We start from the raw sequence: 13,590 nt of genomic DNA, 5'->3' as shown, positions 1-13,590 counted from the left end.
CACGTACCGGCTGACAGGTGAGCGAGACTGCTACATCGGAGTTCCCGCGCTGTACGGGCCAACATGGCCCCTCAGCTGGCGGTGCCCGCCCACCGCGGACGGGCATCTCGTCCACACCCTGCTCCTGCACGCGACGCTGATGTCAGTGGCGCATCATTTGAGCTTCACGTCGGCCTCAGCCACACCGTCGCCAGCGGCGGCAGGGTCAACTGCAGGCTCGCCGGGCGCCCGTGGGCCGGGACCGACTCCGGTTTCAGCGGGTCCGGGTTGAGGACGTCGCTGCCGCCGTACCGGGCGGCGTCGGTGTTGAGGACCTCGGTCCAGGCGGCGAACTGTTGCGGAACCCCGAGCCGGTACTCGTGCCGCACCACCGGCGAGAAGTTGCTGACGGACAGCAGCGGCGCGCCGTCCGCGGCGAAACGCAGGAACGCGAAGACGTTGTCCTCGGCCGCGTCGCCGTCGACCCAGGCGAAGCCCTCGGGGACGGTGTCCCGCTGCCACAGCGCCGGCGACGCCGTGTACGCCGTGTTGAGATCGCGGACCAGGTCGCGGACACCCCGGTGGTCGGGCTCGGCGGAGTACGACGGATCGAGCAGCCACCAGTCGGGGCCGTGCCCCTCCGACCACTCCGCCCCCTGCGCGAACTCCTGCCCCATGAAGAGCAGCTGCTTGCCGGGGTGGGCCCACATGAAGCCGAGATACGCCCGGTGGTTGGCGCGCTGCTGCCACCAGTCGCCGGGCATCTTGCTCACCAGCGCCTGCTTGCCGTGCACGACCTCGTCGTGGGAGATGGGCAGGACGTAGTTCTCGCTGTACGCGTACACCATTGAGAAGGTCATCTCGTTGTGGTGGTACTTGCGGTGCACGGGCTCCTTGGAGACGTACTCCAGCGAGTCGTGCATCCAGCCCATGTTCCACTTCAGGCCGAAGCCGAGACCGCCGAACCCACCGGGCCCGACATGGTGCGTGGCCCGCGTGACGCCGTCCCAGGCGGTCGATTCCTCGGCGATGGTGACGACGCCGGGGCAGCGGCGGTAGACGGTGGCGTTCATCTCCTGGAGGAATGCCACGGCGTCCAGGTTCTCCCGGCCGCCGTTCACGTTCGGCGACCATTCACCGTGCTCGCGCGAGTAGTCGAGGTAGAGCATCGACGCGACCGCGTCCACGCGCAGGCCGTCGATGTGGAACTCCTGGCACCAGTAGACGGCGTTGGCGACGAGGAAGTTACGGATCTCCTTGCGGCCGTAGTCGAACTCCAGCGTCCCCCAGTCCGGGTGCGCGGCACGCTCCGGGTCCGTGTGCTCGTACAGCGGCCGGCCGTCGAACTCGGCGAGCGCCCAGTCGTCCTTGGGGAAGTGCGCCGGCACCCAGTCGACGATCACGCCGATCCCGGCCCGGTGCAGTGCGTCGATGAGGTACCGGAAGTCGTCCGGGGTGCCCATCCGGGAGGTCGGGGCGTAGAAGCCGGTGACCTGGTAGCCCCAGGAGCCGCCGAAGGGGTGCTCGGCGACGGGCATCAGCTCTACATGCGTAAAGCCGAGGTCCTTGACGTAGGAGGGGAGTTGGGCGGCCAGCTGTCGGTAGGTGAGACCCGGCCGCCAGGATGCGAGATGGACTTCGTAGATGGACAGCGGCGCCTCGTGCACCGGGCGGCCCGCGCGCCCGGCCATCCATTCGCCGTCGTGCCACACATGGTGGGAGGCCGTCACGATGGACGCGTTGGCCGGCGGCACCTCGGTACGGCGGGCCATCGGGTCGGCGCGCATCGTGTGGCTGCCGTCCGGGCGCGTGATGTCGAACTTGTACAGCGCTCCCTCACCCACCCCGGGCAGGAACAGCTCCCAGACGCCGGACCCGCCGAGTGAGCGCATCGGCAGCCCGGTGCCGTCCCAGTAGTTGAAGTCCCCGGCGATCCGGACGCCCCGGGCGTTGGGCGCCCAGACGGTGAAGCGCGTGCCGGTGACGTCCTGGTGGACTGTTCGCTCGGCGCCGAGCGCCTTCCACAGCTCCTCGTGCCGGCCCTCGCCGATGAGGTGCAGGTCCAGCTCGCCGAGGGAGGGCAGGAAGCGGTACGGGTCGTGGAGCTCCAGCTCGGTGTCGTCGTAGGTGACGAGGAGCTTGTAGTCCGGGACGGTCCGCAGGGCCGGCAGGACCCCGGAGAAGAGGCCCTCGCCCTCGTCGTGGAGCTCGGCGCGCAGGCCCTTGGCGACCACGGTGACGCCCTGGGCGTACGGGCGCAGGATGCGCAGCGCGACACCGCCGCGCACGGTGTGCGCGCCGAGCAGTGCGTGCGGGTCGTGGTGCGAGCCGGTCAGCAGCCGTTCCCGGTCCTCCGGCGTGAGCGGCGGGGCGGGCCGCACCCCGTGGCTCGCGGCACGCCGTGGCCGGGACCTGGCCGGCGGTGCGGAGGCGGCTTCGTCCGCCGGGCCCGGCAGGAACGCGGGTGCCTTGGCTGCCTTGGGCTGACTCTGGTCGGACTGACTTCGGGACGGCTGACGGGCGGTCACGGGTGCGGCCTCCTCGGGGGGCTCTGGGCGGGGTTGGTGGCGGATCCGGGCTCGGCGAGGCGGCGGACCGCCGCCATGGGGACCGGCAGCCAGTCAGGGCGGTTCCGGGCCTCGTAGAGCACCTCGTACACCGCCTTGTCGGTTTCGTACGCGCGCAGCAGCTCGCCCTCGGCGCGCGGGTCGGTGCCGGAGGACTCGGCGTATCCCTCGCAGTACGCGGCGCGGCAGCGCTCCGCCCACCGCGGGTTCCAGGGCTGGTGGGAGCGGGCGGCGTAGTCGAACGAGCGGAGCATGCCGGCGACGTCGCGCACCGCCGGCTGCGGGCGTCGGCGTTCGGTGATCGGGCTGGCCGGCTCGCCCTCGAAGTCGATCAGGGACCAGCTGCCTCCCCCGCCGCCTCCCCCACTGCCTTCGGCGTGGGAAGTGCCCCGGGCCGCCCGCAGGGTCTGGCCGAGGTGCAGATCGCCGTGGATACGCTGGGCCGGCCAGGCGCGGCCGCTGCCGCCCAGCTCGGCGAGGGCGTCGAAGGCGGTGCGCAGGCCGGGCTCGTACGGGCGCAGGGCCGGGACGGCCTGCGCGGCGGCCGCCAGGCGGCTGGTCATCTCGGCGGCCAGGTGCGCGGTCTGTTGCCGCCGCAGGGTGACGGTCGGCAGGGCAGCGGCGAGCGCGAGGTGCACCTCGGCGGTGGCCCGGCCCAGTGCGCGTGCCTCGGCGCTGAAGTCGAGTCCCGCGCGCAGCATGCGCAGCGCGAGCTGCCAGCCGTCGTCCGAGCCGCGCAGATAGGGCTGCAGGACGCCGAGGGTGAGAGGTTCGCGCCCGTCCTCGCCCCCGGCCTCGTACCAGGCGACCGGCGCGGGCACCCGCGCACAGCCTTCCCGGGCGAGGGCGAGGGGCAGTTCCAGATCCGGGTTGATGCCGTGGCCGACCCGGCGGAAGACCTTGAGGATGTACGAATCCCCGTAGATCAGCGAGGAGTTGGACTGCTCCACCGAGGCGAGCCGCGGGACCAGCCCGGCCGGGATCGCGGCCGCCGGGGCGCGGTCGAAGCGCAGGGTGCCGAGCGTGCCGGGGGTGCGCAGCCGCTCCAGCAGCAGCGCGGCCAGACGTGGATCGTGCAGGGCCTCGTAGACGGTGTGCCCGGCCAGCGGCCCCTCCGTGACCCGGCCGATCAGCGCGGACGCGAGCGGCGGCGGCAGCGCCGCCCGTACGCCCAGCAGCAGCTGGTAGCAGTCGGCCGGCTGGGGGGCGCCCTGGCCCGGCAGGACCGGCTGCTGCGTCTGTACGAGCAGGTGCACCAGGCCGGGGGAGGCCGTGGGGGGCAGCAGTTCGGTCGCCGAGACGAGGGTGAAGCCGGCGATGGGGCGGCCCTTGCCCGCGAACCACCGCTGCCGGGGCAGCCATTCGCGCAGGAGTGGCGTGAGAGAGGGCAGGAGGGCTGGTGAGGGGCGTGGCGCCGGGGTGGTGCGACGGGCGCTCATGCGACCCCGGGTGGATGCAGCCTCCGACATGGCATCGCGTCCTTTCCCCGGGCACACCACAGGATGCGCAGAGTGTCCCGGATTGCGGCAATGGCTGTCCGGCCGTGCGGGACGTGTCGGGTGAGGATGGTCCGTACAGGGAGAGTCGTTGACCCATTCGCGGCACGGTGTTCGGCGAGCTGTTCAGTTCACTCGCTGTTTCGTTCACTCGCGGTATTCAGGGAGAGTGCCCAGGGTCGGCCGGTGGAAACCGCCCCACCCCGGGACTGTCCTGATATGACGTCAGATCTTGGGCGTGCCCTTGGGTGGTACGCCCTTCGGCGTCTTGCGCAGCCGGAACCAGTAGAAGCCGTGGCCCGCGAGCGTCAGTAGATAGGGCCACTCGCCGATGGCGGGGAACCGCACACCGCCGATGAGCTCCACCGGGTGGCGGCCGTTGAAGGCCCGCAGATCAAGTTCGGTCGGCTGCGCGAACCGCGAGAAGTTGTGCACGCACAGGACCAGATCGTCCTTGTACTCACGGAGGAACGCGATCACCGCCGGGTTGGAGGACGGCAGTTCCGTGTACGAGCCGAGTCCGAACGCCGGGTTCTGCTTGCGGATCTCGATCATCCGCCGGGTCCAGTGCAGCAGCGAGGACGGCGAGGACATCGACGCCTCGACATTGGCGACCTGGTAGCCGTAGACCGGATCCATGATGGTCGGCAGGTAGAGCCGTCCCGGATCGCAGGACGAGAAGCCCGCGTTGCGGTCGGGCGTCCACTGCATCGGGGTCCGCACCGCGTCCCGGTCGCCCAGCCAGATGTTGTCGCCCATGCCGATCTCGTCCCCGTAGTAGAGGATCGGCGAGCCGGGCAGTGACAGCAGCAGAGCGGTGAACAGCTCGATCTGGTTGCGGTCGTTGTCCAGCAGCGGGGCGAGGCGCCGGCGGATACCGATGTTGGCGCGCATCCGCGGATCCTTGGCGTACTCCGCGTACATGTAGTCGCGCTCTTCGTCCGTGACCATTTCGAGCGTCAGCTCGTCGTGGTTGCGCAGGAAGATGCCCCACTGGCAGCCGGAGGGGATCTCCGGTGTCTTGGCCAGGATTTCGGAGACCGGGTAGCGCGATTCCCGCCGTACTGCCATGAAGATCCGGGGCATCACCGGGAAGTGGAACGCCATGTGGCACTCGTCGCCGCCCTCCCGGAAGTCGCCGAAGTAGTCGACGACGTCTTCCGGCCACTGGTTGGCCTCGGCCAGCAGCACGGTGTCCGGGTAGTGCGCGTCGATCTCGGTCCGTACGCGCTTGAGCAGGTGGTGGGTGCGCGGCAGGTTCTCGCAGTTGGTGCCCTCCTCCGCGTACAGATAGGGCACGGCGTCCAGCCGGAAGCCGTCGATGCCCAGGTCCAGCCAGAAGCGCAGCGCGGAGACGATCTCCTCCTGCACGGCCGGGTTCTCGAAGTTGAGATCCGGCTGGTGGGAGAAGAAACGGTGCCAGTAGTACTGCTTGCGCACCGGGTCGTAGGTCCAGTTGGAGGACTCGGTGTCGACGAAGATGATCCGGGCGTCCTGGAACTGCTTGTCGTCGTCGGCCCACATGTAGTAGTCGCCGTACGGGCCGTCCGGGTCGGACCGGGACTGCTGGAACCACTCGTGCTGGTCGCTGGTGTGGTTCATCACGAAGTCGATGATCACGCGCATGCCGCGCTGGTGCGCGGCGTCCACGAACTCCACGAAGTCGGCGAGGTCGCCGAACTCCGGGAGGACAGCCGTGTAGTCCGAGACGTCGTAACCGCCGTCCCGCAGCGGTGACTTGAAGAACGGCGGCAGCCAGAGGCAGTCGACTCCCAGCCACTGGAGATAGTCGAGCTTGGCGGTGAGGCCCTTGAGGTCGCCGACGCCGTCACCGTTGCTGTCCTGGAAGGAGCGCACGAGGACTTCGTAGAAGACCGCCCGTTTGAACCAGTCGGGGTCGCGGTCCTTGGCGGGCGTGTCCTCGAACTTGTCGTGGACAGGCTCATTGACGATCATGATGTGGGTGACCCTCCGATCGGCGGGGACGGTCGCAGGACCATGACGTGCGCGGGCGTGACACCCGGCTCGAGGCGCACATAGTTGGTCCTGCCCCAGTGGTAGGTCTCGCCGGTGAGCTCGTCGCGCACCGGAACGGTCTCGTGCCACGCGAGGCCGAGATCCGGCATGTCCAACGAGACCGTCGCCTCCTGGGTGTGGTGCGGGTCGAGGTTGACGACCACCAGAACGGTGTTCGAACCCGACCTCTTCGAGTACGCGATCACCGCCTCGTTGTCGGCGTGGTGGAAGTGGATGTCGCGCAGCTGCTGAAGTGCCGGGTGGCGGCGCCGCAGCCGGTTGAGCGCGGTGATCAGCGGGGCGATGGTCCGGCCCTCGCGCTCGGCCGACTCCCAGTCGCGGGGCCTCAGTTGGTACTTCTCCGAGTCCAGGTACTCCTCGCTGCCCTCCCGCACCGGGGTGTTCTCGCACAGCTCGTATCCGGCGTACACGCCCCAGCTGGGGGAGAGGGTGGCGGCGAGGACCGCCCGTACCTCGAAGGCCGGACGGCCGCCCTCCTGGAGGTAGGCGTGCAGGATGTCCGGGGTGTTCACGAAGAAGTTGGGCCGCATGTACGAGGCCGAGTCGCCGGACAGCTCGGTGAGGTAGCCGGTCAGCTCCTGCTTGGAGTTGCGCCAGGTGAAGTACGTGTACGACTGCTGGAAGCCGGTCGCCGCCAGGGCGTGCATCATCGCGGGGCGGGTGAAGGCCTCGGCCAGGAAGACGACATCGGGGTCGGTGCGGCCGATGTCCGCGATCACCTTCTCCCAGAAGACCACCGGCTTGGTGTGCGGATTGTCGACGCGGAAGATCCGTACCCCGTGGCCCATCCAGAAACGCAGCACGCGCAGCGTCTCGGCGACCAGACCCCGCATGTCCCGGTCGAACGCGATCGGGTAGATGTCCTGGTACTTCTTCGGCGGGTTCTCGGCGTACGCGACGGTGCCGTCGGCGCGGTGGTGGAACCACTCGGGGTGCTTCTCGACCCAGGGGTGGTCGGGGGAGCACTGCAGCGCGAAGTCCAGCGCCACCTCCATCCGCAGGTCGCGGGCGCGGGCGACGAAGTCGTCGAAGTCCTCGATCGTGCCCAGGTCCGGGTGTACGGCGTCGTGGCCGCCGGCGGGCGAGCCGATCGCCCACGGCACCCCCACGTCCCGCCGCCGGGCGGAGAGCGTGTTGTTGGGTCCCTTGCGGTGCGTGGTCCCGATGGGGTGGATGGGCGGGAGGTAGACCACGTCGAAGCCCATCGCGGCCACCGCGGGCAGCCGTTCGGCCGCGGTCCGGAACGTGCCGCTGACCGGCGGCTTCCCCTTCTTCACCACCGCGCCCTCGGAGCGCGGGAACAGCTCGTACCAGGAGCCGAACAGGGCGCGCCGACGCTCGACGAGCAGCGGCAGCGGGCGGGAGGAGCTGACCAGTTCGCGCAGCGGATGGCGCACCAGCGCGTCCGTGGCCTCGGGGGCCAGCGCCGCGGCCAGCCGGGCGGCGGCCGGACGGCCCTCGTCGCGCAGCGCGTCCACCGCGGCGAGCACGGCCTCACGGCCCTCGCTCTTGGGCACCCCGGCGGCCGCGCGCTCGTACAGCTCGGCGCCTTCAGCGAGGACGAGCGCGGTGTCGAGACCGGCCGGGATCTTGATCTGCGCGTGGTGCCGCCAGGTGGCGACCGGGTCGCTCCACGCCTCCACGGCATACGTCCAGCGCCCCTCGGAGGTCGTTGCCACCTCCGCCCCCCACCGGTCCGTCCCCGGCGCGAGCTCGCGCATCGGCGTCCAGTCGCCGGGCCGGCCCGCCGGATCGCGCAGTACGACATTGGCGGCCACCGCGTCGTGGCCCTCGCGGAAGACGGTCGCCGTGACCTGGAAGACCTCACCCACCACCGCCTTCGCGGGCCTTCGGCCACATTCGACGAGGGGACGGACGTCCAGGACAGGAATGCGACCGATCATGGAATCACCTGGTGGCTCGGGTGCGGGCGTGGCCGATTGGTCACGTTGGGGAGGTTTGCCTCTTTCTAGCTGCTCCGTTGGTGACTGACGGGCTCCGGGCATGGCCGCTCCTGTCCGCGTTCACTCGGGTGGCGGGAATCAGGGTGCGATGAGGCTGCGCTTCGTTTCGTACCGGAGGAGCCTTCCCCCGCTCTCCGGGGCCCAAATCCGGTGCTTCGTTAACTACTGGTGCGTAACGGTTCACGCAAGCGGCGGGGGCGCATGAGAACCCCCCGCTGCTTGCGTGCGCCGTGGTTGTGCCGACCGGCCGCCGCTACGGTCTGGGGGTGAAGCCCGGGTGCACATCGTGGTGCGTCCGCTGAAGATTCGTACTTCCCCTGCAAAGGTGGACACGTGAAGGCCATTCGTCGATTCACCGTGCGCCCCGTCCTGCCGGAACCCCTACGACCACTCAGCGACCTCGCGCGCAACCTGCGCTGGTCCTGGCACGCAGAGACCCGCGAACTCTTCCAGTCCCTCGACCCCGAGGGCTGGCAGAAAGCGGGCGGCGACCCCGTACGACTGCTCGGAGCCGTGCCCGCCGCACGGCTGGGCGACCTCGCGCAGGACCGCCGCTTCCTGCGCAGACTGACCGCCGCCGCCGACGACCTGGACGACTACCTGCGCGGCAGCCGCTGGTACCAGACCCAGGACGCGGCAGGCGCCGAACTCCCCGCCGCCATCGCCTACTTCTCGCCCGAGTTCGGAATCACCGCGGCACTGCCCCAGTACTCCGGTGGACTCGGCATCCTCGCCGGCGACCACCTCAAGGCCGCCAGCGACCTCGGCGCCCCCCTCATCGGCGTCGGGCTGCTCTACCGACACGGCTACTTCCGCCAGTCGCTGTCCCGCGACGGCTGGCAGCAGGAGCACTACCCCGTACTCGACCCGAACGAGCTGCCGGTCTCCCTGCTCCGCGAGGAGGACGGCACCCCCAGCCGGGTCTCACTCGCCCTGCCCGGAGGCCGTTCGCTGCGCGCCCACATCTGGCAGGCGCGGGTCGGCCGGGTCCCGCTGCTCCTCCTCGACTCGGACGTCGAGGACAACGACCCCGGCGAGCGCGATGTCACCGACCGGCTGTACGGCGGCGGCAGCGAACACCGGCTCCTGCAGGAGATGCTCCTCGGCATAGGGGGTGTCCGCGCCGTGCGTACGTACTGCAGGCTGACCGGCCACGCCGCGCCCGAGGTCTTCCACACCAACGAGGGCCATGCCGGCTTCCTCGGCCTGGAACGGATCAGGGAACTCTCCGGGGAAGGGCTGGATTTCGACTCCGCACTGGAGGCGGTGCGGGCCGGGACCGTGTTCACCACGCACACCCCAGTACCCGCCGGCATCGACCGCTTCGACCGCGAACTGGTCGCCCACCACTTCGGCGACGACGGCGAGCTGCCGGGCGTCGACGTCGAGCGGATCCTCCAGCTCGGCATGGAGACCTACCCCGGCGGGGAGCCGAACCTGTTCAACATGGCGGTGATGGGCCTGCGGCTCGCCCAGCGCGCCAACGGCGTCTCCACCCTGCACGGAGCCGTCAGCCGGGAGATGTTCGCCGGCCTCTGGCCCGGCTTCGACCCGGCGGAGGTCCCCATCACCTCCGTCACCAACGGGGTGCACGCCCCCACCTGGGTGGCCCCCGAGGTCTTCCGGCTCGGCGCCCGGCAGATCGGCGCGGGCCGGGCCGAGGACGCCCTCTCGGTCGGCGGCTCGCAGCGCTGGGACGCGGTCGCCGACATCGCCGACGGCGAGATCTGGGACGTGCGGCGGGTACTGCGCGAACAGCTGGTGTACGAGGTACGGGACCGGCTCCGGGCCTCCTGGCGGCAGCGCGGCGCCGGCTCCGCCGAACTCGGCTGGATCGACGGGGTGCTGGACCCGGACGTCCTCACCATCGGCTTCGCGCGGCGCGTCCCCTCGTACAAGCGGCTGACGCTCATGCTCCGGGACAAGGACCGGCTGATGGACCTGCTGCTCCACCCGACGCGGCCGGTCCAGATCGTCGTCGCGGGCAAGGCGCATCCGGCGGACGACGGCGGCAAGCGGCTCGTGCGCGAGCTGGTGCGGTTCGCCGACGACCCGCGGGTCCGGCACCGGATCGTCTTCCTGCCCGACTACGGCATGGCGATGGCGCAGAAGCTGTACCCCGGATGCGATGTCTGGCTGAACAACCCCCTGCGCCCGCTGGAGGCCTGCGGCACCAGCGGAATGAAGGCCGCCCTCAACGGCTGCCTCAACCTGTCCGTCATGGACGGCTGGTGGGACGAATGGTTCGGTCCCGACTACGGCTGGGCGATCCCGACAGCCGACGCCGTCGGGACCGACGAGGACCGCCGCGACGACCTGGAGGCGCACGCCCTGTACGAGCTGATCGAGCAGCGGGTCGCCCCCCGCTTCTACGACCGCGGCGACAGCGATCTGCCCGAGCGCTGGATCGAGATGGTCCGCCAGACCCTCGCCTCGCTCGGCCCGAAGCTGCTGGCCGGACGCATGGTGCGGGAGTACGTGGAGCGGCTGTACGCCCCGGCCGCGCGCGCCCACCGCGCCCTGGACCCGGACACCGCCCGCGAGCTGGCCGGGTGGAAGGCCCGGCTACGCGGTGCCTGGCCGCGGGTCGCCGTCGACCATGTCGAGGCGCTCGCGGCGACCGCCGTCAACGGCACGGCCGAACTCGGATCGACGCTCGCCCTGCGGGTGCGGGTGGCGCTCGACGGGCTGCAGCCCGAGGACGTCGAGGTCCAGGCCGTCGCCGGCCGGGTCGACTCCGCGGACCACATCACCGACGGGCAGACCTTCCCGCTCAAGCCGGCCGGCGGCCCCGACCTGGAGGGCCGCTGGCTGTACGAGGGGCCGCTCGCCCTCGACCGTACGGGCCCGTTCGGCTACACCGTCCGGATCCTGCCCGCGCATCCGCTGCTGGCGACGAGCGCCGATCTGGGCCTGGTCGCCGTGCCTTCCGAGGAGACGGGGGAGGCGGCGGGCGTACTGATGCGCTGACGCGCTGACAGGTGACGTGGAACTGCCCGGGGGAACGGTGGTCCGTTCCCCCGGGCAGGGTCTCTTTACTGAGGGGCCTGCCGGATCAGAAGGTCAGCTTCCAGCTGTTGATGTAGCCCGTGTCCTGCGAGTACACGTCCTGCACGCGCAGCTTCCAGGCACCGCTCGCGACCTCCGAGGAGGCGTTGACGGTGTAGGTCGCGACCACGTTGTCCACGGAGTCCGAGGCGCTGGAGTTCTTCAGCCGGTAGGCCGTCCCGTCCGGCGCCAGCAGGTCGATGACCAGGTCACCGCGCCAGGTGTGGACGATGTTGACATCGACCTTCAGGGCGCTCGGGGCGTTGCCCGCGCGGTTGACGTTGATCGTCGAGGTGCCGGTGCCGAGGTCGGGGATGGCGACGTCGGTGGTGTTCTCGAAGACGTTGCCGCCGCCGACCGGGTTGATCGTCCAGCCGAAGGACGCCGTACCGCTCTTGTTGGCCGAGTCCGTGACGGTGACCGTGGTGTTCGAGGTGCCCGCCGTGGTCGGCGTACCGGAGATCAGACCGGTGGAGGCGTTGATCGACAGGCCGGCCGGGAGGCCGGTCGCCGCGTAGCTCAGCGCGCCCGCGTTGGAGCTGCTGGCCTGGATCTGCAGGCTGGCGGCGGTGCCGACGGTGCCGGTCTGCGCGCCCGGGTTGGTGACGCTGACGCCGTCCGCGATACGGCTGCCGACGTTGATCCCGGCCCACGCGTTCGCGGTGTTGTTGTACGTCGTCGAGCCCATGCCGTACAGGTCGGCGGCGGCCTGGAGGGTGGCCGTACGGGCGGCCGCGTAGTTGGTGTTGGAGGTGAACAGGCCGGTGGTCAGCGCCCGGAACCAGATCTTCTCGGCGGCGGCGCGGCCGATCGGGGTCACCGGGAGACCGTCGGAGGTCGGGGAGTCGTAGGAGACACCGTTGACGACCTTCGGGCCGCTGCCTTCGGAGGCCAGGTAGAACCAGTGGTTGGCCGGGCCCGAGGAGTAGTGGACGTCGATCGAGCCGATGCCGGAGTACCAGGCGTCCTTGGACTTGCCGTCGCGGCTGGGCTTGTCCATGTAGCGCAGCGGGGTGCCGTTGCCGTTGATGTCGATCTTCTCGCCGACCAGGTAGTCGCCGACGTCCTGGGAGTTGTTGGCGTTGAACTCCACGGCCGCGGCGAAGATGTCGGAGGTGGCCTCGTTGAGGCCGCCGGACTCGCCGCTGTAGACGAGCTTGGCGGTGACCGAGGTCAGGCCGTGCGTCATCTCGTGGGCGGCCACGTCGATGGAGGTCAGCGGCTTGGCGTTGCCGGCTCCGTCGCCGTACGTCATGCAGAAGCAGGAGTCCTGCCAGAACGCGTTGACGTAGGCGTTGCCGTAGTGGACCCGGCTGTAGGGGGCCACGCCGTCGTTGCGCAGGCCGTTGCGGCCGTGCACGTTCTTGTAGTAGTCCCAGGTCAGTGCCGCGCCGTAGTGGGCGTCGGCGCCCGCGGTCTCCAGGTCGGCCGGCTGGCCGTTGCCCCAGATGTCGTCCGGGCCGGAGAAGAGCGTCCCGGTGCCGGACGTGGCCTTGTTGAGGTTGTACGTCTTGTGGTTGCCGCGGCCGGCGTCGGTCAGGTTGTACGTGCTGCCCGACTGCGAGGTCCCCAGCGTGACCTGCCCGCTGTACTGGGTGTTGCCCGTGCCGGTCTCGACCGCCTGGTACTCGTACAGCTTGGCGCCGGTCTCGGCGTTCGTGATGACGTGCAGCTCGTTGGGCGTGCCGTCGTGCTGGAGGCCCCCGATGACGGTCTCGTACGCGAGGACCGGCGTGCCCTGCGCGGCCCAGACGACCTTGCGGGGGGCGCGGGTGGCGTCGGCCGCCTTGGAGCCCTCCGCCTTGGCGGCGGAAAGGGCCTGCTTCTCGGCGGTCGCGGCGGCGACGGCCGGGGTGGTGTCGGCGACCTTGATCTGCCTGGTGTTCGCCCGGTTGACGAACTCGGTGCGGCCGGACTTGGTCTCATGGACGGTCAGGTCACCGCCGAGAACGGGAAGTCCGTCGTAGGTGCGCTCGTAGAAGGTGTGCGTGGACTCGTCGACGTCCTGGGTCACCTCGCGGACGACGAGCCGCTCCTTGGCCCCGAGGCCGAGTTCCTTCGCGGTCTGCGCCTTGGTGGCGTTGGCCTCGGCGATGAGCGCCGCCCGCTGGGCGGGAGTGAGCTTGGCGGGCAGGGCGCCGGGGTTGGGCTTGGCGGCGGCGGGTGCCCGGCCCGAGGTGTTGTCGGCGGTGGCAGTGCCGGCCTGTATGCCGACGGCGAGCATGGCCGCGGCGGCGACGAGCGCGCCGACGGCAGTGCCGCGTCGATGGGGGGTGGGTCTCAACGCAGACTCCTTCAAAGGGGAGTTCCGGTGGCTGGGTGGGCCTCCGGGCAGATCAGGCGGTGCGGAGAACGGGAGAAGAGTGGCACTGTTATTGACCGGATGTCAGGAGCGCGTCAAAGGATTGGCCGGAAATCGTCCGTTGTCCGAATAGCCATGTCCGATATACGAACGGTTCACCGAACCGCGGGGGCGCATGATTCGGGGGTACGTGGTTC

Annotated in this window: 6 protein-coding genes; 1 reads left to right on the top strand and 5 read right to left on the bottom strand. The window is 70.4% G+C overall.

Annotated elements, in window-relative coordinates:
• Positions 1-164: 164 nt before the first annotated feature.
• The 4 genes from glgB to NLX86_RS01490 form a co-directional block, all read right to left on the bottom strand.
• Positions 165-2,507, bottom strand: a complete 2,343-nt coding sequence (gene glgB / locus NLX86_RS01505; protein WP_374213811.1) for a 1,4-alpha-glucan branching enzyme — start codon at positions 2,505-2,507, stop codon at positions 165-167.
• Positions 2,504-4,015, bottom strand: a complete 1,512-nt coding sequence (locus NLX86_RS01500) for a phosphotransferase (protein WP_254369686.1) — start codon at positions 4,013-4,015, stop codon at positions 2,504-2,506. Before NLX86_RS01500 ends, glgB begins: the two co-directional genes overlap by 4 nt.
• A 252-nt stretch (positions 4,016-4,267) precedes the next feature.
• Positions 4,268-5,998 carry a maltose alpha-D-glucosyltransferase gene (gene treS / locus NLX86_RS01495; RefSeq protein WP_254369685.1) on the bottom strand — a complete coding sequence of 577 codons (1,731 nt, stop codon included), beginning with the start codon at positions 5,996-5,998 and terminating at the stop codon, positions 4,268-4,270.
• Complete coding sequence (locus NLX86_RS01490) at positions 5,995-7,983, bottom strand: alpha-1,4-glucan--maltose-1-phosphate maltosyltransferase (protein ID WP_254369684.1); 1,989 nt, start codon at positions 7,981-7,983, stop codon at positions 5,995-5,997. Before NLX86_RS01490 ends, treS begins: the two co-directional genes overlap by 4 nt.
• 393 nt (positions 7,984-8,376) lie before the next feature.
• Between NLX86_RS01490 and glgP the strand changes: the two genes are divergently transcribed.
• The gene (gene glgP / locus NLX86_RS01485) at positions 8,377-11,013 is read left to right on the top strand and encodes an alpha-glucan family phosphorylase (protein WP_254369683.1); all 2,637 of its coding nucleotides are present in this window, start codon (positions 8,377-8,379) and stop codon (positions 11,011-11,013) included.
• A gap of 85 nt (positions 11,014-11,098) precedes the next feature.
• Here the strand turns inward: glgP and NLX86_RS01480 are convergent, their stop codons facing one another.
• On the bottom strand, positions 11,099-13,375 hold the full coding sequence (locus tag NLX86_RS01480) for a M4 family metallopeptidase (protein ID WP_254369682.1): 2,277 nt from the start codon (positions 13,373-13,375) through the stop codon (positions 11,099-11,101).
• Between the last annotated feature and the right edge of the window lie 215 nt (positions 13,376-13,590).

The organism is Streptomyces sp. A3M-1-3 (assembly GCF_024213665.1).
GTDB lineage: Bacteria > Actinomycetota > Actinomycetes > Streptomycetales > Streptomycetaceae > Streptomyces.
Note: the sequence above shows the minus strand (reverse complement) of the source record. Positions and strands in the feature narration are given on the sequence as shown.

What these genes read in the sequence shown, in the direction of transcription:
- NLX86_RS01500 (WP_254369686.1), bottom strand. Translation starts at nt 4,015, where the DNA reads ATGTCGGAGGCTGCATCCACCCGGGGTCGCATGAGCGCCCGTCGCACC.
- treS (WP_254369685.1), bottom strand. Translation starts at nt 5,998, where the DNA reads ATGATCGTCAATGAGCCTGTCCACGACAAGTTCGAGGACACGCCCGCC.
- NLX86_RS01490 (WP_254369684.1), bottom strand. Translation starts at nt 7,983, where the DNA reads ATGATCGGTCGCATTCCTGTCCTGGACGTCCGTCCCCTCGTCGAATGT.